Annotated in this window: 18 protein-coding genes; 9 read left to right on the top strand and 9 right to left on the bottom strand. The window is 43.3% G+C overall.

What is annotated here, in order from left to right; genetic code table 11:
- The first annotated feature begins 128 nt into the window (after positions 1-128).
- Both ACSQ8P_RS24240 and ACSQ8P_RS24235 read left to right on the top strand, forming a co-directional pair.
- Positions 129-968: a lipoate--protein ligase family protein gene (locus tag ACSQ8P_RS24240; RefSeq protein WP_436237535.1), complete on the top strand. Its 840-nt coding sequence runs from the start codon at positions 129-131 to the stop codon at positions 966-968.
- Positions 950-1,138 carry a hypothetical protein gene (locus tag ACSQ8P_RS24235; RefSeq protein ID WP_436237534.1) on the top strand — a complete coding sequence of 63 codons (189 nt, stop codon included), beginning with the start codon at positions 950-952 and terminating at the stop codon, positions 1,136-1,138. The genes ACSQ8P_RS24240 and ACSQ8P_RS24235 overlap by 19 nt, the downstream gene beginning before the upstream one ends.
- Before the next feature lie 146 nt (positions 1,139-1,284).
- Here the strand turns inward: ACSQ8P_RS24235 and ACSQ8P_RS24230 are convergent, their stop codons facing one another.
- The 4 genes from ACSQ8P_RS24230 to dat form a co-directional block, all read right to left on the bottom strand.
- On the bottom strand, positions 1,285-2,079 hold the full coding sequence (locus tag ACSQ8P_RS24230; RefSeq protein ID WP_436237533.1) for an ABC transporter ATP-binding protein: 795 nt from the start codon (positions 2,077-2,079) through the stop codon (positions 1,285-1,287).
- Positions 2,079-2,993, bottom strand: a complete 915-nt coding sequence (locus tag ACSQ8P_RS24225) for an ABC transporter permease (protein ID WP_436237532.1) — start codon at positions 2,991-2,993, stop codon at positions 2,079-2,081. Before ACSQ8P_RS24225 ends, ACSQ8P_RS24230 begins: the two co-directional genes overlap by 1 nt.
- Before the next feature lie 69 nt (positions 2,994-3,062).
- Positions 3,063-4,115: an ABC transporter substrate-binding protein gene (locus tag ACSQ8P_RS24220; protein WP_436237531.1), complete on the bottom strand. Its 1,053-nt coding sequence runs from the start codon at positions 4,113-4,115 to the stop codon at positions 3,063-3,065.
- A gap of 314 nt (positions 4,116-4,429) precedes the next feature.
- Positions 4,430-5,260 (bottom strand): D-amino-acid transaminase, encoded by an 831-nt coding sequence (dat, locus tag ACSQ8P_RS24215; RefSeq protein WP_436237530.1) that lies wholly within the window; start codon positions 5,258-5,260, stop codon positions 4,430-4,432.
- A gap of 279 nt (positions 5,261-5,539) precedes the next feature.
- On the opposite strand from dat, the gene ACSQ8P_RS24210 reads away from it, so the two are divergent.
- Complete coding sequence (locus ACSQ8P_RS24210) at positions 5,540-8,179, top strand: adenosylcobalamin-dependent ribonucleoside-diphosphate reductase (RefSeq protein ID WP_436237529.1); 2,640 nt, start codon at positions 5,540-5,542, stop codon at positions 8,177-8,179.
- Positions 8,180-8,307: 128 nt separating this feature from the next.
- Here the strand turns inward: ACSQ8P_RS24210 and ACSQ8P_RS24205 are convergent, their stop codons facing one another.
- Both ACSQ8P_RS24205 and ACSQ8P_RS24200 read right to left on the bottom strand, forming a co-directional pair.
- On the bottom strand, positions 8,308-8,682 hold the full coding sequence (locus ACSQ8P_RS24205) for a restriction endonuclease (protein WP_436239592.1): 375 nt from the start codon (positions 8,680-8,682) through the stop codon (positions 8,308-8,310).
- Between the two features lie 67 nt (positions 8,683-8,749).
- The gene (locus tag ACSQ8P_RS24200; RefSeq protein ID WP_436237528.1) at positions 8,750-8,941 is read right to left on the bottom strand and encodes a hypothetical protein; all 192 of its coding nucleotides are present in this window, start codon (positions 8,939-8,941) and stop codon (positions 8,750-8,752) included.
- 136 nt (positions 8,942-9,077) lie between these two features.
- On the opposite strand from ACSQ8P_RS24200, the gene ACSQ8P_RS24195 reads away from it, so the two are divergent.
- From ACSQ8P_RS24195 to ACSQ8P_RS24180, 4 genes are all read left to right on the top strand, one after another.
- Positions 9,078-10,157: a stalk domain-containing protein gene (locus ACSQ8P_RS24195; protein WP_436237527.1), complete on the top strand. Its 1,080-nt coding sequence runs from the start codon at positions 9,078-9,080 to the stop codon at positions 10,155-10,157.
- 49 nt (positions 10,158-10,206) lie between these two features.
- Positions 10,207-12,105 carry a leucine-rich repeat domain-containing protein gene (locus ACSQ8P_RS24190; protein ID WP_436237526.1) on the top strand — a complete coding sequence of 633 codons (1,899 nt, stop codon included), beginning with the start codon at positions 10,207-10,209 and terminating at the stop codon, positions 12,103-12,105.
- Positions 12,106-12,414: 309 nt separating this feature from the next.
- On the top strand, positions 12,415-13,419 hold the full coding sequence (locus ACSQ8P_RS24185) for a hypothetical protein (RefSeq protein WP_436237525.1): 1,005 nt from the start codon (positions 12,415-12,417) through the stop codon (positions 13,417-13,419).
- A gap of 421 nt (positions 13,420-13,840) precedes the next feature.
- Complete coding sequence (locus ACSQ8P_RS24180) at positions 13,841-14,143, top strand: hypothetical protein (protein ID WP_436237524.1); 303 nt, start codon at positions 13,841-13,843, stop codon at positions 14,141-14,143.
- A 73-nt stretch (positions 14,144-14,216) separates the two neighbouring features.
- Here ACSQ8P_RS24180 and ACSQ8P_RS24175 read toward each other — a convergent pair whose 3' ends face one another.
- The gene (locus ACSQ8P_RS24175; protein WP_436237523.1) at positions 14,217-14,480 is read right to left on the bottom strand and encodes an AraC family ligand binding domain-containing protein; all 264 of its coding nucleotides are present in this window, start codon (positions 14,478-14,480) and stop codon (positions 14,217-14,219) included.
- A 33-nt stretch (positions 14,481-14,513) separates the two neighbouring features.
- Entirely contained in the window at positions 14,514-14,783 is a 270-nt protein-coding gene (locus ACSQ8P_RS24170) for a hypothetical protein (RefSeq protein ID WP_436237522.1), read from the bottom strand.
- 474 nt (positions 14,784-15,257) lie between these two features.
- Between ACSQ8P_RS24170 and ACSQ8P_RS24165 the strand changes: the two genes are divergently transcribed.
- Positions 15,258-18,536, top strand: a complete 3,279-nt coding sequence (locus ACSQ8P_RS24165; protein WP_436237521.1) for an endo-1,4-beta-xylanase — start codon at positions 15,258-15,260, stop codon at positions 18,534-18,536.
- 393 nt (positions 18,537-18,929) lie between these two features.
- On the opposite strand, the gene ACSQ8P_RS24160 is transcribed toward ACSQ8P_RS24165, so the two are convergent.
- Positions 18,930-20,189, bottom strand: a complete 1,260-nt coding sequence (locus tag ACSQ8P_RS24160) for a molybdopterin-dependent oxidoreductase (RefSeq protein ID WP_436237520.1) — start codon at positions 20,187-20,189, stop codon at positions 18,930-18,932.
- 293 nt (positions 20,190-20,482) lie between these two features.
- On the opposite strand from ACSQ8P_RS24160, the gene ACSQ8P_RS24155 reads away from it, so the two are divergent.
- Positions 20,483-21,796 carry an ABC transporter substrate-binding protein gene (locus ACSQ8P_RS24155; RefSeq protein ID WP_436237519.1) on the top strand — a complete coding sequence of 438 codons (1,314 nt, stop codon included), beginning with the start codon at positions 20,483-20,485 and terminating at the stop codon, positions 21,794-21,796.
- The last annotated feature ends 20 nt before the right edge of the window (positions 21,797-21,816 follow it).

Genomic DNA, 21,816 nt, shown 5'->3' with positions numbered 1-21,816 from the left:
AACTTTTCCCATGTAAGAGTTTTACTAGGTGATGCTCTAACAGTTCGAACGCTGAACTTGAATATGTTATGATAGAGGTTAGTTTTGGGAAAAGGTGACGTTGTTACAAGAAAGGAAGATGAATCTAGATGACAGCTTGGCGATTTATACATACAGGAGATCGTTCTCCTGCTGAAAATATGGCATTAGATGAAGCGATACTTACTGCTCACAGTGAAGGGAAGGTTCCGCCAACGGTGCGTTTCTACGGATGGAATCCTGCGACGCTATCTATTGGTTATTTTCAAAAGGCGGCAGAAGTGGACCAGGAAGCGGTAGCGAACGAGGGAATTGGCTTTGTGAGACGCCCCACTGGCGGAAGAGCTGTGCTGCACGATAAAGAGCTGACGTATAGCATCATCGTGGCTGAGGATTATCCAGGCATTCCCCGCAATGTGACGGAAGCTTATCGTGTGTTGAGTGAGGGGTTATTGCAAGGTTTTCGTTCGTTAGGCCTAGCAGCAGAAATGGTGCAGCTGGCGAGCGATGAGGAAAAAGAGAAATACGCCTCCGCTGGTTCTGCGGCATGCTTCGATTCACCTTCGTGGTACGAGCTGGTTGTGGAAGGTCGCAAAGTCGCTGGCAGCGCGCAGGTTCGGCAGAAAAACGTCGTATTGCAGCATGGCTCGATTTTGCTCGACATGGATACAGATCAATTATTTCGGATGCTGCGCTTCTCGAATGAGAAGGTGGCAGATCGCATGAAACAAAGCTTTTTGAAGAAAGCGGTGGCCATTAATGAATTACTGCGTGCGCAAGGCAAAGCGGAAGTTACTCTAGGCAAAGTTGAGGAAGCATTCCGACGTGAAATCGCGCTAGGCCTTGGTGTTGAACTCGTCGAGTCGTCATTGACGGACTATGAGGTTGAACTTACGGAGCGATTAGTGAAAGAGAAATATGGCACGGATGAGTGGAATTTACGGCGTTAATTGTTGAGAAAGGTTGGCCAGGTAGAAATGCCTTGGCACGATGGCAACGCAGAATAAATGGATTTTATGTAGCTAAATTAGATGAAATGGCTGACATTTTAGGAGTAAATGGATTTAGTACAGGTAATATCAGCCAATCTTGGCTACTTGGTCAAAACTCGCTGGATTAGCTGTGCATTTTCCAGTTATTCCAGAAATTTACCGAAAATCATCTAATTTAGCTGGAGTTTTTCCAGTTAGCTGTTTCATCCGTATTCATTCAAATAAAAAGGACAGCCCTCAAGTAGAATCTACTCGAAGGACTGTCCTTCTTTAATTAACCAAGTACTACGCGGTCATCTGCTAGCTTATTGCCGCTGATGTGCTCAAACTCACCAAGCAGCTGCGCTACCGTGAGGTTTTTCTTCCGTTCTTCGTTCACATCTAGAATGATGCGGCCTTTATCCATCATTATCAGGCGATTGCCGAGACGAATCGCTTGCTCCATATTGTGCGTGACCATGAGTGTGGTCAGCTTCATTTCGCGCACGATTTCCTCGGTCAATCGTGTGATGAGTTCAGCCCGCGCGGGATCGAGCGCGGCTGTGTGCTCATCCAGCAGCAGAATCTGCGGCTTGGTGAACGTTGCCATCAGCAAGCTGAGGGCTTGACGCTCTCCGCCGGAGAGAAGACCGACCTTCGCGCGCAGACGTCCTTCCAGGCCGATGCCGAGGCGCTGCAGCTGTTCCAGGAACAGCGCGCGCTTACGCGCGTTGGTGCCGAAGCTGAGCCCGCGCTTCTTGCCGCGGGCATACGCCATGGCGAGATTCTCCTCGATGGTCATTCGAGGAGCCGTCCCCGCCATGGGATCTTGAAAGACGCGGCCGATCCAGCGGCTGCGCTCGTATTCTGGCAGATGGTGGATAACCTCACCATCGATGCGCACTTCTCCGGCATCCGGCGTCATGACGCCGGAGATGATGTTCATCAGCGTCGATTTACCGGCGCCGTTACTGCCGATGACCGTGACGAAGTCACCGGGCTTCAGGGTTAAGTTAATCCCGATGAGCGCAATTTTCTCATCGGCAGAACCAGGATTAAAGAGCTTGGAAACTTGCGAGAGCTGCAGCATTAACGCTCACCTCCTTTGTTCATTTGCAGAGCAAGCTCGAGGAGCTCGGCGGAGCGCTTCTTCGCATTCGCTTTTTGTTTAACCGCTCGTTGCACGGATGGCAGAACGAGCGCGATAATAACGATAATCGCGGTAATTAACTTCAAGTCGGATGCTTTCAGCCACTCGACTCGAAGTGCCAATGCGACAACAATTCTGTATACGATGGAACCGAGTACAGCAGCTAATGTCGCTTGGAAAACCGAACGAGCGCCAAATATCGCTTCCCCAATAATAACGGAAGCTAGTCCGACAACGATCATCCCGATACCCATAGAGATGTCGGCAAAGCCTGATTGTTGAGCGATAAGAGCACCGGATAGCGCCACTAACCCGTTCGATAAGCTCAAACCAAGAATCGTTGTTTGGTCCGTATTTGCACCGAAGCTGCGAATCATGCGTGCGTTGTCCCCCGTTGCTCGGAGCGAAAGACCGAGATCGGTATGCAGGAACGCATCAAGCAGCAATTTGAACACAATCACAATGATGAGAACAACCACAATAGGCGACATAGAAGTAAACAAGGTGTCTACGCCAAGAAGAGAAATGTTCGGCTTGCCCATGATGCGCATATTAATCGAATAGAGGGCAATCATCATGAGAATCCCAGACAGAAGCCCGTTAATCTTACCTTTTGTATGCAGCAATCCTGTACATGCACCAGCCACAAGTCCACCTGCAAAAGCGGCTAAACAAGCAAGAAGTGGTGAGTAGCCATTTGCGATCAGAATCGCAGCAATGGCACCACCAGTTGTAAAACTCCCGTCTACTGTTAGATCGGGGAAATCAAGAATACGAAACGTAATATAAACACCTAGCGCCATCAAGGCATAGAGAAGACCTAGCTCGACGGCACCAGTCATTGAATCCATCATTATTATTCCCCCTTACTTTGAAAAAAGAGGTGAACGAAAGTGACGTTCACCCCTTTAGTTTCTTTCTTGTTACTGAATAATGTTTTTCTCTTTATCTTTTACTGCGGCTTTCATCGCATCCGTTACTTCGATGCCTTGTGCTTTAGCTGCTTTTAGGTTTAGGATAAGATCCATTTTGTCTGGAACCGTTACTTTCATGTCAGCTGGTTTCTTACCATTCTTGAGAATGTCGACAGCCATTTGACCTACTTGGTAGCCATGATCATAGTATTTGAAGCCAACTGTTGCGAAAGCTCCTTTTTCAACGGTATCACGGTCACTGGAGAAGAAAGGAATTTTCTTGTCATTGGCAATTTGAATAATACCATCCACGCCGCTAACCACAGTGTTATCAAGTGTAATCAAGAAAGCATCTACGCGCCCAACAAGGGATTGCGCAGCTTGTTTTACTTCAGAAGTATTTGTAACTGGCGCTTTAACAAGCTTGATGCCGTGCTTCGTTAAAGATTCTTCCGCATTTTTAGCCATAATAACCGCATTTGGTTCACCTTCATTGAGGACAAGGCCAACCGTCTTCACTTTCGGCATGTTAGCTGCAACGAAATCCATTAATTGGGCAACTGCCATTGGATTCGTATCAGATGCGCCAGAGACATTGCCGCCTGGCTTGTCCACATTGGTTACGATTTTAGCTGCAAGAGGGTCTGTAACAGCTGCGAAAAGAATCGGAGCCTTCTTCACTTGCTGTACGACTGCTTGTGCAGATGGCGTAGCAATACCAAGTACAAGATCGTTGTCAGCGGAAGCAATTTTTTGAGCAATGGATAAGTTATTGGGTTGATCGCCTTGTGCGTTATTGAAGTCAACTTTCAAGTTCGTACCTTCTACGATGCCCGCATCTTTAAGTGCTGCTAGGAATCCTTGGCGTGTTGCATCTAAAGATGGATGTTCAACAATTTGTGAAATCGCGATCTTGTAAGTCTTGGATGCGGCTGCTGTAGCTGCCGGAGTAGTTGAGGCTGCGCCACCTGCTGCAGGTGTTGGCTCAGCTTTTTGACCACAACCTGCGACTAACATAATAGCTGCTGATAATACGATGGATGTGAGTGCTTTCTTTTTCAACAAAATTACCCCTCTCTAAGTTCCCAGATGTTGCTTGGACGCATTGCTCTCCCACCACTTTAACGCTTTCGTTCAGCAAAGCGTGAGAGGCGAGGTGTCCAAGTACTTTTATAATTAACCATAGTTTAATTGGCTCATGGGGTTTCCGTCAATTGTTTTATCCGAATTTGTGATTTATTTGTAAAGATTTGTCGGGAGGGGAATGACGAGTTGCGAATGAAGGGAGGAGGCTTGTACGCAATAAGGAGGACAGCCTTAGAAGCCTAATGAGATGACTAAGGCTGCCCTTGTAATGTTGCGGATAGTGGAAGTTTTTAGTTAAGAAAGGTTCGTTCAAATTCAGCTTGAAGTTTCTGTGTTGTTGGACCAGGTGAACCAGAACCGATCGATTGGCCGTCTATTTGAAGGATTGGTGTAATTTCTACCGTCGTGCCTGTGATGAAAGCTTCATCCGCCTGTAGAAGTTGTTCCGTTGTGAAAGATTCTTCCTTGACTGGTAGTTGTAAGGCATGCGCAATTCGGAGTACGACAGCACGTGTAATACCATGCAGAATTAAATGATTGGCAGGATGCGTGTAGAGTACTTGATCTTTCACTATCATCAGATTCGATGCGCTGCATTCGGTGACCGTTCCTTCTCGATGAAGCACGACTTCTTGTACACCATGATCAAGTGCAGCTTGCTTCGCTAGGACATTTGGCAGCAAATTTAGAGTCTTGAGATCGCACCGTAACCAGCGAATATCAGGTTGTGTAACGGCTTTGATGCCATTCTGAATGGTGGCTAAAGGACGCTTGACCTCAGTACAATAGGCTAGTAAAACCGGCTCAGCCTGCGTCGGGAAAGGATGCGCGCGAGGAGCCTCTCCACGAGTGATTTGCAAATAAACCGTGCCTTCGATGAGGTTGTTATGATGAATGAGCTTGTTTAATATAGATAGGATTTCTTCACTCGTATGCGGTAAGGGAAGGCGTACTTCACTAGCTGTTCGTTCGAGTCGCTGCATATGTGCGGGGCCTTCATAAATCTGTCCATTGTAGACGCGAAACACTTCATAAATACCATCACCAAAGTAATAGCCGCGATCATCAGGTGAGATTTGAATGTCTTGTTTATGTACGAATTCATTTTTATAAAAATACATGTGGGTGCACTCCTTAGGAATAAAATAATTATGGAACATATGTTCTAAATAATGCCCTGATGTGGTATCCTACTTATAGGTTAACAAAGGATGAGAGACGCGTCAAAAGCTAGTATATTCGTGACTAGAGTGAATTTGGTTCTTTTGCCAATGGTACATCCATATGTTGTGTAGTATAATAATTTGGCACTACCATATATTGAGAAATAAGGGCTACTAACTCTTGTAGCGACTATCTTAAATGCAGCTGAATATGTAGTCTATTGGGAGGCTTATGGCATGGGGAATGTTTATGAGAGCAAGAAGTTAACGGGATTAAGTGAGAAAATCTTTTTGGATCGCTACGCACTTAAGAACGCAGATACGAGTCATGCTAAGGTGGGGGATACTGTCCTCGTTTTGACCAAGGATGATCCTAAATTCCCAGCTAAAGAGGTTGGCGAAATTATTAGTCGTGAAGGAAATACCGTGAAAGTTCGAACGCGCAGTGGGGAAACCGTGGAATCTGCAGTTGAGAAGCTAACGTTAAATATGGAGAAAACACCGGAAGAAATGTGGGATCGCTTGGCAGGCGCGATGGCTTCGGTTGAGAAGACAGCGGAGAAGCGTCAGGAATGGACGGAGAAGTTCAGATATATTCTGAACGATTGGAAGCTTGTACCTGGGGGCCGTATTGCAGCAGGCGCGGATGCGAGTGATGAATTGACTTTGTTCAATTGCTACGTTATTCCTTCACCGAAGGATAGTCGCGGTGGGATTATGAACACGTTGACCGAAATGACGGAAATTATGTCACGCGGTGGTGGCGTTGGGATCAATCTGTCTTCGCTTCGTCCAAGACGTTCTGTGGTGAAAGGTGTAAATGGATCGTCCAGCGGTGCTGTCTCTTGGGGCGGATTATTTAGTTATACGACAGGATTGATCGAGCAAGGTGGCAGCCGTCGTGGGGCGTTAATGCTGATGATTAATGATTGGCATCCGGATTTGGAGGATTTCATTACAGTAAAGTCCACCATGGGGCAGATTACGAACGCTAACTTATCCGTGTGTGTCAGCAATGGCTTCATGAAAGCAGTGAAGGAAGATTTGGAGTGGGAACTGGTGTTCCCGGATACGACAGATCCAGAGTACAATGAGCTATGGGATGGTAACTTAGATGCGTGGAAGAAATTAGGCAAGGCGGTTAAGCCTTATCGCACGGTTCGCGCGCGTGATGTTTGGCATTCGATTATTGAGTCGGCATGGAAATCCGCTGAGCCTGGCGTAGTTTTCTTGGAATATTACAATCAGATGTCCAATAGCTGGTACTTTAATCCAATCATTTGTACGAATCCATGTGGGGAACAGGGGCTTCCGGCTTGGGGTGTTTGTAATTTATCAGCGATCAATCTATCGAAGTTCTATGATGCAGAGAAGCACGACGTCGATTGGAAAGAGCTTGCTACCGTCGTGCGCTATTCAACGCGTTTTCTGGATAATGTCATTGACAAAACACCGTATCATTTTGAAGAAAATCGGGTGAATCAGCAAAATGAGCGCCGGGTAGGACTAGGTACGATGGGTCTGGCGGAGCTTATGATTCTTTTGAAAATACGGTACGGCAGCCCTGAATCACTCGAGTTCTTGGACAAGATTTATGGGTTCATGGCGAGGGAAGCGTATCTAGCTTCATCTGAGATTGCAGGCGAGAAGGGATCCTTCCAAGCCTTTATCGAGGATAAATTTATGGAAAGCGGCTTTATGCGCAAAATGACAGAGGTATATCCTGAGGTTGGAGCGGCCATTCATCAGAATGGTATGCGTAACGTGACAGTAATTACCCAAGCACCTACGGGAAGTACCGGGACGATGGTTGGCACATCGACAGGGATCGAACCCTACTTCGCATTCGAGTACTATCGTCAAAGTCGCCTAGGCTTCGATAAACAGTATGTGCCGATTGCGCAGAATTGGAAAGACGCGAATCCAGATCAAGATCTGCCGGATTATTTCGTTACCTCAATGAGCTTGTCCGCTGAGGACCATATTCGCGCACAAGCAGCCATTCAGACGTGGGTGGATAGCTCGATTTCGAAGACAGCTAACTGTCCAGCTGATTTCACGGTTGAAGAAACGAAACGACTCTATGAATTGGCCTATGATCTGGGTTGTAAAGGCGTGACGATCTACCGTGATGGCAGCCGTGATGTACAGGTACTGAGTACGAGCTCGGATAAGAAGGAAGAAGTGAAAGTTGAGGCTCAGCCGGATGTAGCTCCAGTGGCTGTCGCAGCAGAGGCTGTTGTGGAGAAGGAAAGTTTTGCTGCCATTTCTGGAAAACTTGCAGTGAACGTGGATGCCAAGACGGAACAAGTCTTCGATAAGCAATACAAACGCCGTCCGCAAATCTTGCGTGGCGCTACCTATAAAGTGAATACCCCATTCGGTATGGCGTATATTACCATCAATGATATGAATGGAACACCAAGTGAGATTTTCCTTAACGTAGGTAAAGCGGGATCAGACGTGTTCGCAATGTCCGAAGCACTCGGCCGTGTGTGCTCCTTGTTCTTGCGTTATGGCGATCACGGTGACAAAGTGAAGCTGCTCGTGAAGCACTTGAAGGGCATTGGCGGCTCCGGTGCCATTGGCTTCGGCAACAATCGCGTCGAGTCGATCGCAGACGCGGTTGCCAAAGCGCTCGAGCAGCACGACGAAGTGATGAGCGAGCCTGACGACGCGCGGAACTACGTGACCGCGACCAGCGAGGTGCTTGAGGCAGCGCCTGCGGCTGGCGCTGCAGGTCTTGGCGGGCACGCAGCTCCGAGCGCGACGAATGTCGCGGCGATGGACCTGTGCACGTCGTGCGGTTCCGCTTCGCTGGTGAACAGCGAAGGGTGTAAGAATTGCGTCAACTGCGGATATAGCAGATGTAATTGATGAAAACTCCAGGGCGGGGGCCCTGGAGTTGTTTTTTTTTTTTTTTATAATTTTCTTTTATTTATTTATATATTTATTTATTTAATTAATTTTTTTTATAAAATAAAACAGGCATGATATTATTTGTTTCACGCTGGTTTCAAATCGCTATCCTTGTTATTATTGCTGAGAGTAGAATGTTCTAGTCCATGGGCTTGCTTTTGCAAATAAATCGACCAGTAATGTACAAGCTGGACTCCGTCTATTAGTTCCACGCCGACTTCTTGCGCATACTTCTGTGCGTTGGAAGTGAATCCGCTTGTTGTGATAACTAGGCCTCCATTTGCATTCTGTTTTACCACTTGAGAATGGATAATTGCAATGGGATCAAACGCAACATCGTCCTTTTTGCATTTCGTTTGAACAAGAAAAAGGCCATCACCTCTTTGATGCTCGACATCTACGCCATAATCACCAGAAGTTCGGGTAACAAATGTTGTCCCTCCGTATACCCCCTCTAGTATTTCAGCTACAAAATACTCAAATTCGTATGGAATATTATTAATAAAATTGCTAGAGTAGCTTTGTTTACTAAGCGTCTTCTTCTTCTTTTTTAAAACGGAAATACAATCCCATGGCTAAAGTTTTGTACATCTGCTGATTGGTTTTTAAATACGCGGTAGAAAGTGAACGAATTGTTGAGAGTTCCTTCTCTTTTAGATAGTACTTGTACAATCCTAACCCTAAGAAGATAATAGTTACAATAGATAGAAAAATTTCCATTAGTCCAACTCCTTGGATTGTTTTCTATCTAGTTATTTCCACATTAAAATCAAATTAGACAATGTAATTAGAAATGGAGAATCAGTTTATTTCTCAAAGGCATTGATTAGTAGATAATATGGAGGTCAGTACAACGATGAAAAATAAGATAATTACATCGCTAATCGTATCGACATGTTTAATGATTCCCACCTTATCAAAGGCTGAGGGAAAATTAATTGAGGACTCAAATCTTGAAGTTGCTATTAAAAATAAGCTAATGGTCACTGAACTATCTAAAGAGAATATACGTGATTTGGAATATCTATTAATCTATAGGAATAATAACATAAAATCCTTAAAGGGACTGGAGAATGCCACCAGTCTAGGTCAATTCTTAGTACAGTACAATCAAATCTCTGATCTTAAGCCTTTGGCAAATTTAAAAAATGTTTGGTTTTTAAGTTTGAATCATAATGAAATTAGTGATATATCACCAATTTCCAATCTTAAGAGGCTCAGCAGTTTAGGCTTGGATTTTAACAACATTGTAGACATTAGCGCTTTAAAGGGATTAAGGCTCGGAAGCTTGTCACTAGAAAGTAATCCTTATTTAAAAGATATTTCCCCATTAACTCAGGTCCAAAATATCCACAAACTTGATTTGGCTAACACTTCTATTACTGATCTTACACCATTAGTAAATCAGCCTATCAATTCATTAAATATTTGTGATACAGAAATAACTGATTTAACCCCATTAGAAAAGATACTGAGTTTAAAAACTTTATACATTAAGAATTTACCTTTAAATAATCGAGCAGATGAAGTAATAAACCACTTAAAAGCAAGAGGTGTAGAAATTGTTGTTCCAGAAGATTTGATGTCAAAAAGTAATATTGAAGTAAATGGTAAAATTCAAACCTTTGAAGTTGAGCCAACGCTGTCTTACGATCGAACTATGGTACCTATGCGAAGTATTTTTGAATTATTAGGTGCAACAGTAGTCTGGGACGACTCAAGCCATAAAGTAACTGCGAATATTGGTAAAAACTTGATTGAATTTTCTATTGGATCAAGAAAAGTTACTGTTAATAAGGAAGACATGTTTTTTGAAGTTAAACCACAATTGTATCAAAACACAACGATGGTGCCGCTTCGATTCATAACAGAAACTTTAGGAGCTACCTTGGATTGGGACGATGCAACTTCTACAATTAATATTAAAACCAATTAAGGTATGGACCTAGAAGATGACTTTTCTAATTAAATAGGAGGTTTACTAAGTGAGAAAGTTATACTTGTTGAGTGTTGTAATCCTAAGTCTTATTTGTACTTCTGTTCTTATTGTTCCTTTTAGTGCGGTTGCAAAAGTGAGTAATGTTGTAACTATTGAAGATCAAGCTCTTGAAAAGGTTATTCGTAAACAACTTAAAAAAGACGATTCTCCATTAACCCAAGATGACATGGATCAGTTGATTACATTAGGGCCTACAACTTGGCAAGGAATTACTAATTTAAGTGGATTGGAGCACGCAACAAATTTAAGGAATTTATTCTTGGCAGTAAATGAAATCAAAGATATTAGTCCATTATTGGACTTGAAAAATCTTAGAGTATTAACGCTAAGATACAACCAATTGAGTAATATGGAATTATTAGGGAGAATGAAGCAACTAGAAGTTTTGGATTTAGCTGCGAGCAATATTACAGATATTAGTTTCCTTAAAGGAGCTTCACAACTAAAAGAATTAAATTTAAGTGATAATCTAATTTCTGATCTTTCACCTCTAAAAGATTTCAAACAATTAGAACGCTTTACTGCCTATGATAATCAAATTAGCGATATTTCCCCATTGTCGGAACTTCATTCTTTAAAATATGTTGTCCTTAAGGATAATCAGATTGAGGATATAACTCCTTTAAGAAATCTACTAAATTTGAGCTACTTGGGTATTCAAGATAATATGATAAAAGATATTAACTCGTTAAATGGGCTTACTCATTTAGGTGGCTTAGAACTGTCGAACAATCCGATTAAAGATTTGGCTGCAATAAAACAACTCACAAATCTTGCGAATCTAAATTTAGGATCACAACATTTAAAAGATATTAGTTTTCTTGAGAATCTGACTAATCTTTATAGGCTCGATCTAACTAATAACCAAATTTCTGATATACATGTTCTACAAAAGCTTAAGAAACTCCGAACTCTGATTTTATCATCAAATGAAATCTCAGACCTTTCACCATTATATGGTTCAGATGTACTAGATACACTTTATCTAGAAAACAACAAAATTTCAGATATTACACCACTCAGTGATTTGAAAAAAATATGGTTTCTAAATCTAAGTCATAACCCAATTATTAATTTAGATCCATTAACTAAAATGCCTAAATTGTATTCGCTTTATTTAAATAATAATGGAATAAACTCAATTGAGTTTTTAGGGAGTCTTCCACAACTATCTTCACTCTCCTTAAATGATAATAGGATCACCAGTCTCAAAGGAATTGAAGGTCAAACTAAACTATCATCGTTGGAACTACGAAATAATCGGATAACTGATTTGTTGCCGTTAGAAAAAGTTAATAAATTACAATCACTATATTTGGATGGAAATGGTATTTCTAATCTGTCAGTGTTGTCCTCACAAACGGACCTGAGAAGGGTATCTCTTATTAATAATAATTTATCGGATATTTCAGTTTTAGATAATCAAAGCAATCTTTGGGAAATATATTTAGCTAATAATCCTGTCAGAGAAGATTCTTTGAATTGGTTAATAGCAAGACAAGCTGGCGGTGTGGTTACTTCGTATGGTGATCACATATTTGTTTCGATAGATGGGTTACTTCAAGATTATTCAACTGAAGAAGATCCTCAAAATATTAAGGGGTCCATATATGTTCCAATGAGGAAAATATTCGAGGCGCTACATGCAAAAGTAACATGGGAAAATGATACTCGTACTATTGTTGCGACTAAATCAGATTTGTCTTTAAAACTTCAGGTTGGTTCTAAAAAGGTGGAAATTAATGGAGCAGTAAAAGAGCTAGATACAGAAGTTCAAATAATCAACGGAAGCACATTTGTCCCAATTAGGCTCGTCAGTGAAGCATTAGGCGCTGAGGTCAAATGGGATGCCTCGAACAAGACAGTCATAATATCAACAAAATAATAACAATAATAAAGGAAATGTTTAGGATCAATGATTGTTTCTAATGATATGCCTATGTAGAATTATTTCTAAATAATTTTTCCTAATGAATACTGCTACAAACCGCTAATTTTGCCGCGGTCCGCTTCTAATTTTAAACATTTCTGAAACAACTATAACGGAGCGCCGCGGGTTTGCGGGCTCCGTTTACTAATTAATTCTGGAATTTCACATTTTATATTTAATATTATTCATTTATATTTTCTCTTATTTTTTATGTATTTTTACTATGAGTTTCCCTGAATTATTATAGAAAGGTAGTGATTTCCTATGGGGCAACGAGCTAACTTAGTTATTGTACAGCAAGATGGTTACGATCTTTATTACAATCATTGGTGTGCAAATACGCTACCTAGTGATCTATTTTGGGGTCCAGAACATGCAATTTCATTTATCCAGGCTCAAAAGAAAGTTGATCAGACAGATTGGTTAGATGATATATGGGCCGAAGGTGGAGCTGTCATTGATGAAGCTAAAAAATTACTGTTATTTTACGGCGGCGAAGATATGCAATCTAATATCCCATATAGAAGGCTATTCTTAGAGTTAATGCAGAGGGTTTGGGGAGATTGGGAAATCCACTGGGCACATGAAGGTATTGTTGATCTTGCAGAATTCGTTGGCGTCTCGAGAGATAAAGTTCTTTCTGGTAAAGATGATGATTTAGCTAATGTAAACTTAAGACCTCCAGGTGCAATGGATTGGATTGATACTATTGGTAGCATAAAATTTGAAGATGAAGAAACACTAATTTTCCCTCTAGACGGGGGTATCGAAGGATATTTGCTTCATGGACCGGAGCTCTTGCAAAACTGTAATAAATCTTTCGGTTATAAACAATTTCATATGGAAGAATGGGCATCAGACTTTCCTTCTTCCGGATTTCATATAGACATAAAAAATAAGCAGATCGAAATATGGTATGCAGATGTTTTTTCAAATATCGTTCAACGACTTCAAGAGAAATGGCAGGATTGGAAGGTAATCGACAACTTTGATCGATATGAAGCACAAATTGAAATTTTAAGAGGTAGACTGCAGTTTCAAACTGAAGAGAGTAGTAAAATATTGTCGGAAATTAAAGCATCGCTTCTACGGTCACCTACAAATCCGTTGGAATCTCTTTCTACGTTAGTTACAAGATTACAGAAAGATGGTAAAGAAGTAAAAGTCAGCCCCTATGCCTATATGCATGAAAATTACAGCATGCCAAAAACTGTCCGTGAAGACATCATTCGATACGCTATTTCTATATTCGAGAACAATGAAAAATGAAGTAAAATATGTAATACTAAAAGTCGTTTGGCATGAATGCATATTTATGCATACGTGGTAAAAAAGTAAAAATATTTTTTCTAACGAATTCTGCAACAAATACTCATCATCGCCGCAGAGTTCTATAAATTCTAAACAATTCTGAAACAACAAAAACGGAGCGCCGCGGGTTTGCGGGCTCCGTTTTCTAATTAATTATGGAATATCACATTTTTTTTTTTTTTTTTTTTTTTTTTTTTTTTTTTTTTTGTGAAATTCCAGAAACAATTAGAATTGTTGTAGAAAAGCTTAGACGTTTTGTTTCAGAATTACTTAGACGGAATATTTATACAATCAAATGAATGAATATACAAAAAGAAGCAGACATCTGATGAATTCTCAGTTGTCTGCTTCTTTTTTTGAAGGGTTGTAGTAGTAATCCATGAAGAATAAACAATTAATAATTAACCCTAGCATTATAGAGGATGAGTCATTAGAAGGATTTATTGTTAGACTGTCTTATCTAAATGGATATCATGATTTCGATAGTCCAAATAAATTTCAGTATCAATTTAAAACTTATATATCTGATGGTTTTCTGGATTCTGCTGTCTATGTTCTGAATGTTAATTTTATAATACAAGCGCTTGAAATAATGATGAAGAATCATCAAGAGCAATGGGCGAGCTTTTATTTCAAACCCTGGACTTTTTTTCAACCACACAAGTGTCAGTTCATTGTATAAAGATAATAATTCTTCCGAGATGCCGATATGGGATATGAATGGAAAGGGAAGCTCAACATCATTCCCTTTAATATTATAGAACTGAAAAATTAATGGCAAAGATTTTCATCGGGTTGTTCGCATCCGTAGTTGCGCTCCGCCGGCTGCTTTTCGGAATACAAATGAGATCGCCCTGATTGACTTCATAATATTCGCCATTCACTTTGTAAAAGGCTTTCCCGCTTGAGAAATAGGATAAATCAATAAAGGTCGTTGTTGCATCTTCGATAATCCAGTTCGGAGTAGAGCGCCTGTTAAGGAAATATTCTATTTGCGGATTGATTTCCTTGTAGTCCATAAAAATCTTCATTTTTGGTTACTACTTGATTATCTAGAATTGGAGACCTCCAAAAAGAGCAGACGTGAGCATTTGGAGGACGGTACGGTTCTGCTTGATCAGCGTGGAAATGATCGAGCGGATACGAGCAAACTGTTGCGCACCAGCCAACGTACGAAAAGCGCCGGATATTTTCGTTTTGACCTCACCATCCGAATATCGCATTCTCCGTGATTCCTTGACATTCCCGAAGGAGTTGGGCGTTGCACAGCGCATGACCAAACGAAATGGGGTCTTGATGAAAGTAAGGCCAACAGAAATCATGAACCAGGCTCTAAGTTGTAACCGCTTTCGAAAAAAATACAAATGATCTATTATCCATCCATGGAGCTAATTGTAAGGTTTGTATATCATATTATCAATAGTCAATACAGAGTGGCAGAGATAAGAAGATAGTCTACACCGTCGGTGACAAACAGCTGAGCTGCATTCAACTGTTAAGGCTGTAGAAGGTCGAGACCTTGTATTCGCTTTCATGAAAACGATTTCAAAATCTGCCAACCAACATTAGAGGGAGGTGTTTATATTGATCGTCAAGCCACGTACGACGTAACCCAAGGGACAAGTGCTCAGTAAGAAACGGAGGCATATTTGATGGTCAATTCATCAAAAAATCCAAAATCTTTAACAAAAACAACATTTTTATCGGTAAAGTTGTAAAAAATTCCGAAATCTAAAAATTGGGCGACTCTAAAACGAGATTTTAGAGGTTGCCTTAAGAAAAGGAGTAAAACGAAGATGAACCGTGAAAAAGCCTTAATCAACGTCTCCCGCATCCTCGTAGTCATCATGCTGTTCTCTTTATTCGCGTTTGCCCCCGTCCCAGCCGCTGCGGCCGGAGGCGAACTGACACATGAACTGAACGACCTCATTGCACAAGCCGAAGCTTTAAAAGCCGGCAACGAGGAATTCCCGCTCCAGATTAGCCAGACCGACGTTGGATCCGATGTGAACAAAGCTTTCCCTTGGGTGTACGCTGACGAACTTAAAGATCTTAATAACGCGCTTGAGTTCGCGCGCAATGCGCTCACTCCCGCCGGCGAAGCCATAGCCAGCCTTGAAAACGCAATAGTGAGTTTCACTGGAAAGATCAAAGCGGACGGTTCAAATCCCTATTTCCGTCTTGATCCGGGTCCTGGTAAAATACCTGTAAAAATTACCGCGCCCACCAATGTCTGGGCCTCAAGAACCCCGCTTGACAACCGTGTCCCCGCCGACTTTGCTGGTGGTACATTCAAAATGATTCCGTATCCTTTTGCAGATTCCCAAGGCAAGGCTGATGTGCTCCAGATCAATTACGTCCATAACGGAAAGACCACCTTCGGAGGAATGACTCTTCAATCTCCGTTGTCGCCGAGTGTAGATGTCCCCGCAGGCTCAACTATTGAGTTTGATGTGTTCTATCCCAAGAGCGCGCAGGGAAAATTCATGAGGTGGAGAATCAGGAATGCCGGCTCTGACATCGATACTTACCTCAGGGAATATGATTACAACAACCTTAACCCCGACTGGATTGGCAGCTACAACGGTGAAACTTGGTTGTTAAAGCATCACAGCATTACCGCCACAACAGGCACTTCCTCGAACTTCATTCTTGAGCTCCATGGCGAGAATGGGCGTCCCGCAGAAACTGGTATGCTTCTTGTCGCCAACATCAAAATAACCGCACCGGACCCTAACGGCGTTGCGCTTCCGAACGTTGTCAACAAGGAAAACCAGAGTGTCGTAACGCCTTTAAAGAATGTTTACAACAAGCAAAATGGCACGTTCATGGTCGGTACGATTGGAACCGGAGCAGTAACCGGAACCAGAGCCAATCACTATGAAATCTTTGTCGACGGCAACAATCTCAAGGCCGATGGAACGCATCCCCGCGGCCCAAGCTGGCTGAAAAGCGTTACTGGTGAGGCGCTGAGCGGCGCAACCACCACCCCTGGTATAGGTGAATACAGTTTCCCGACCAGCTCTTATCAAGCGATCAGGGATTCCGGAACTCCTGGACAGTATAAGTCTCACGCCCATGTTTTGGCATGGTACAACCAGGCCCCTGCATGGATGAGACAGATGATTCCCGCGACCCTTTCATTGGGATATAATGGAACAACCGATTACTACGGATTGGGCAACGGCGTTACAACCACGGTTAAGGTAGACAAAGAAATGGCAAGAAGAGTGCAGTTTAACCACACAATGTATGTGATGCGGCACTTCCTGACCACAGACACGAAGTATGGCTCAAGTGTATCCCGCGGAGTAATCCCCATCAATTCATGGGACGTACTCAACGAAGAGGTCCACGAAAGCCGACACAGCGAAACCATCCCCGCGGATCCGAACAGCTGGAGACAGACACTCAAAAACACCAACTGGCTTTCTGCAATGTCGGATGATCTAATTGGCGGCGACATCTCCGAGCATTACATTTACTTACTCTTCAAAAACGCGCACATCGCGGCCCCTAACGCCAAGATGGCGGCGGCATACAAAGCCAACTACGCTAACCTTCCCGAGTACATGAAGCTCGACGGACACGACAACGTTGGCAGCATTAACGCATATATCGTTAACGATCCTCCGAAACTGACCTATAACGATTACGACATTTCTAATCGCACCAAAGCGAGGACTGTATACAACATGGTTCGCGCACTGAACACCGCATGGCTCTCCGATCCGCTGTATGACGGAAGACCACTTATCGAAGACATCGGTATCCAGGGACACGATTCGATTGGAAAGACCCTTGCAAGCGATAACCAATATGCCATGGCCCTCTATGCTTCTCTCATTGACGAAGGCCTTCTTTCCGGTATTGCCTACTCAGAACTTGACCTTAAGATGCCGACTAACACTCCAGGCGGCGGCGCGGTCGCTCCCGCAGTGCTCAATGTCAGACAGTCTGACGCCCTTGGTTATGAGTACGCACTGATGTACAAACTGTTCAATAGGTTCGCCCCTTACATCGATCACATCATCAGCTGGGGCGTAGCCGGTTCAGGATGGCAGGGAAGCTATGTGCTGTTTGACAGTCAGAGCAATGCCAATGCCGGCTACTATGGCGCCGTGAATCCGGACAGATTCGTTCTTGGACATTCATACCTGGATGATTTCTTTGCAGGCGAATACGAGAAACTTCAGAGCAGCTATGCAATTGACCTTGGCGATCTTGGAATCTATACACCCGGTAATGGAGAAGCCAAATCGCTTACAGCAACAATCGCAGCTAACAACAGTGTGACACCTGGAAGTACTTTCACAGCAGCTGTTAGCCTGGATAGCGTGACACAAAGCGTGTACGCACAGGATATCACGCTAAGCTATGATTCCAGCGTATTCGATTATGTCAGTGCAGCGGGTGCAACCAGTAATATTCAGGTTCTTAGCGAAGATACTGCTACCCCTGGAAAAGTGAGAATCATTTCCGTTAATATCGGAGGGGTAGCCGGAACTAGCACACCTGTTTTGAATATAACCTTTAAGGTAAAGTCCGGTGTTCAGAATACAACTGGAACCATTGCAGTCTCTCAAGCGAAGACTGGCGGTCCTGATGGAACCGTAACAACTGCGGCAATGAGCAGCAAGACTATATCCGTTGGTGCTATTCAACTGGATAGAACTGCTTTGAATGCAGCAATTACGAGTGCACAATCACTGTACAACGCGGCTATTGTAGGTGCTCGACCTGGCCAATATCCGCAAGCAGCTAAAGACACACTCCTTGAAGCAATTAACACCGCAATTGCTGTAAGAGACAATGCAAGCGCAACTCAAGCCCAAGTTGACAGTGCTCTCGCAGCACTCAACACCTCCATTGATACATTTAAAGCAACAGCTAATAAGTCTGCAGACATAAACGGAGATGGCGACACCAACGTAGGTGACCTCGCGATTGTAGCTTATCACTATGGCAAGAACTCCACTAGCGCAGATTGGGCAAAAGCTAAGGTTGCTGATATGAACGTCGATAACAAAATTGATATCTGGGATCTTGCGTATGTCGCAACCACCATCAATTAATTCGTTAGTTATACCCTATCCGTAAAATAGCAAGCCCAATTACAAAAAAACTGCCGTAATGACAGCCTTTAATCCAAATGCATGTGGGGCAAATTATTGAATTCTCAAGGTAAGAAAAGGAATTAGTCTAAGTCATCTGCCTTTCTTCGAATGGGAGGTTAGTTAGTGAGGATAGAAAATGGCTCACTAACTTATGGAGGCCACTGAAGGACTTGTAGTATTGGGACATCGTGAAAGAATTCGGATTGTATTAAGATATAGAAGCATTAAATAAAAAAGTGAGATCCCAGAATATTAGGAGATCTCACTTTTTTGTATGAGTTTGTGAAGAAACATAAAAGTACCTCTGGTATTATTGCGTGTTTGCATAAAATTATCTTGGTTCCTAAAAGCTTACATAGGTGGAACCCATATCCAGGCATCCTTGGCATAGCCGCGCTTCTCCCAGTAACCGATATGATCAGTGTCAATAAGCTCGATTCTGTTCAGCCATTTCACTGACTTGTAAGCGTACATTTGCGGCACCACCAACCGGACTGGGCCTCCCATTTCTCGGGGAATTGGCTTGCCGTCCAGCAGAAGCACGATCATCACGTCCTCCATCCAGGTCTGTTCTATTGTGATGTTGTCTGTATATTCGCCGTCAGCTGAATAAAACTTCACGAGCTTCACTCCATCCTTGACACCAACTTGCTCTAACAGTTGGTTCAGGGGAATGCCTTCCCAAGTGCAGCTGTTGACCGACCAGCCTGTGACACAGTGAAAATCGCTGATCTGCACTTGGCGGGGGAAAGCCAGGACTTCGGTCCAGTTCCATTGAAAAGGCCGATTCACTAAACCGTCGACAGTAAACGTCCAGTTATTTGGATCGAACTTAGGTATGTCAGTCACGGTATAGATTCTGAAGTTGCCCTTCGCCCCACCTCCCTTTGGAGGCAGCGAATCTGGCAAGGGTGTTAGCTTCAGAAAACCCGCAGACATGGACTCCGCTTCCTGAAGTGAGGGGAGGTTTGAGTCACCGACTACGGAGGTCAGCCAACGGGTAAACGGGGGCACGGCGGCAGCCGCCATAATCGCCCCCACCCCCACCTTGATGAAGGATCTCCGGGATATATGGCGGAATACCCTTCCTGTTGATGGTTCGTAGGAGCCGAGATCCATGACCTTCAAAGGTTTGTTCGGGGGGGCAGTCTCATTCCGAGCATCATCCCTGCCCGCCTTTATTAGCCAACGGCTTCGTGTGAATGAGTGGTATAGAGCGTACGGAATACCAAACCACGTCAGCAAATCATGAACTAGTAACGCTGTGTTGTTCCAGGCCGGAGGAAACGACCGGTACCTCCATAAGATAATGCCAGACCCGATCCAGCCTGCCAACAGTACAAGTACTACCACGAGGTTACCTTGCTGGGCTCTGCGGCCAGACAACTGGCGGAGATGTTTTAAGATGGACGGTAGGTAGAGGATGACAACCGCCAAGGATACCAGCCCAACTGCGATGTGCAGTTGCTTCACCCAAACCCGGCCTTCTCCTAACAAAGCCCGCATGGGCGGTATATAAAGCAAAATACCACTTACTGCCAGAAACAGCGAAATCCAAGCATTAGCAGAATGTAGCTTGCGAAGCTTCTTGCCCAATCCACCCTTTTTCACACCAATTCCCCCTTGTTGCATTTAATACCTAATTGAATCCGCTTTCTATTACCATTATAAGTATATTTTATCGAAAGTTGATAGCATTATAATTTGATATAAATTATCACTTATTGATAGCTTCTGACCCTATGTATGCACCAGATCATTGCTTTTTAGGTTATGTTTCTGCTGTATGCATAATCGGTCTTTTTTATAATAAATCGTGGATCATCCATATATCAATCTAATTACTGAGTTGTTAATATTGTAATAGAAATAAAAATTATACATGAAATACAGGAGGGGTAACAATGTTTAAATGGAAACGTTCTCTAGCTGTTTTGGCTACAACAACCGCATTGGTTGGATCGCTGGCTGCTTGTGGTGTTAGCGACAAAGGAGCAACAAGCACTATAGCGCCAACTGCTGCACCGACGACAAAGGCATCCACCGAGCCGGTTAAGCTTCGCATTATGTGGTGGGGTGCTCAGAACCGTCATGACGCAACATTGAAAGCACTTGAATTGTACACCAAAAACAACCCGAACGTAACATTCGAACCTGAATACTCAGGTATGGACGGATATCTGGACAAATTGTCCACTCAAGCGGCTGCCAACAACGCGCCGGATATCGTACAGCTTGATCCGGGCTGGACTCCCGATTGGGCTGCACGCAAGCAATTGGCTGAATTGACTCCAGCTGTGGATGTAAGCAAATTCGATGGGAAGCTGATGGCAGGCGGGCAATCCGGTGGTAAACAATACGCTATTCCCCTTGGCTCTGTTGCTTTTGGTATGATCTACGATAAGGCGGCGATGGATAAGCTAAGCATCAAGAATCCCGCAAATGGCTGGAACTGGGACGATTTCTTTGCTCTAGCCAAGGAATCCAAAGCCAAACTACCTAGTGGAACTTATTTCACCAAGGATTACGGCGGCAATTACTTCGTGTACTCCGCTTATCAGTATGCTAAAGGAAAAGGTGCGGTAGTCTCCCCTGACGGCAAATTTAATGTGGATCAAGCCACTTACCTTGAATGGACTAAAAAATTCGAAGAACTGCGTAAGGAAGGACTTGTTCCTCCGGCTGACGTAAACGCCTCTGACAAAGAAAATGATCCTAAATTGGACCTGATGGTTTCAGGGAAAATTCTGGTGCGTTATGCCTTCTCTAATGGCTATGGTACGTATGATAGCTTGAAAAAAGGCGCTTATGCCTTGGTTACTATGCCTCGCGTCTCCGCTCCAGGCGGCTGGCTGAAGCCATCCATGTACTTGGCTGTTAGTGCAAGCTCCAAGAAGCAGGAAGAAGCCAAGAAGTTTGTAAATTGGTTCGTCAATGATGCTGAAGCAGCTAAAATTTTGGGAACAGTACGTGGATTGCCTGCAAACAAAGACATTTCCGCCCTTCTGCAAGCTAGCTTTAGTGATGCAGACAAAGTCGGTTTAGACCTGCTTCGCGCAACAGAGAAAGACGGCCAAACTTGGGATTCAACAAGCGGCTGGACCAACTTTATTGACAAGGATTGGACGTTGGTTGGCGATCAACTTACCTTTGGCAAAATCACCCCGCAACAAGCTTTTGATCAGTTGAAATCTGCATCGAAGTCTTACGAAAAGTAGTCAATGCTAGATGCCCTGGA

Origin of the sequence: Paenibacillus sp. LjRoot153 (assembly GCF_964253085.1) — a bacterium.
GTDB lineage: Bacteria > Bacillota > Bacilli > Paenibacillales > NBRC-103111 > Paenibacillus_E.
Note: the sequence above shows the minus strand (reverse complement) of the source record. Positions and strands in the feature narration are given on the sequence as shown.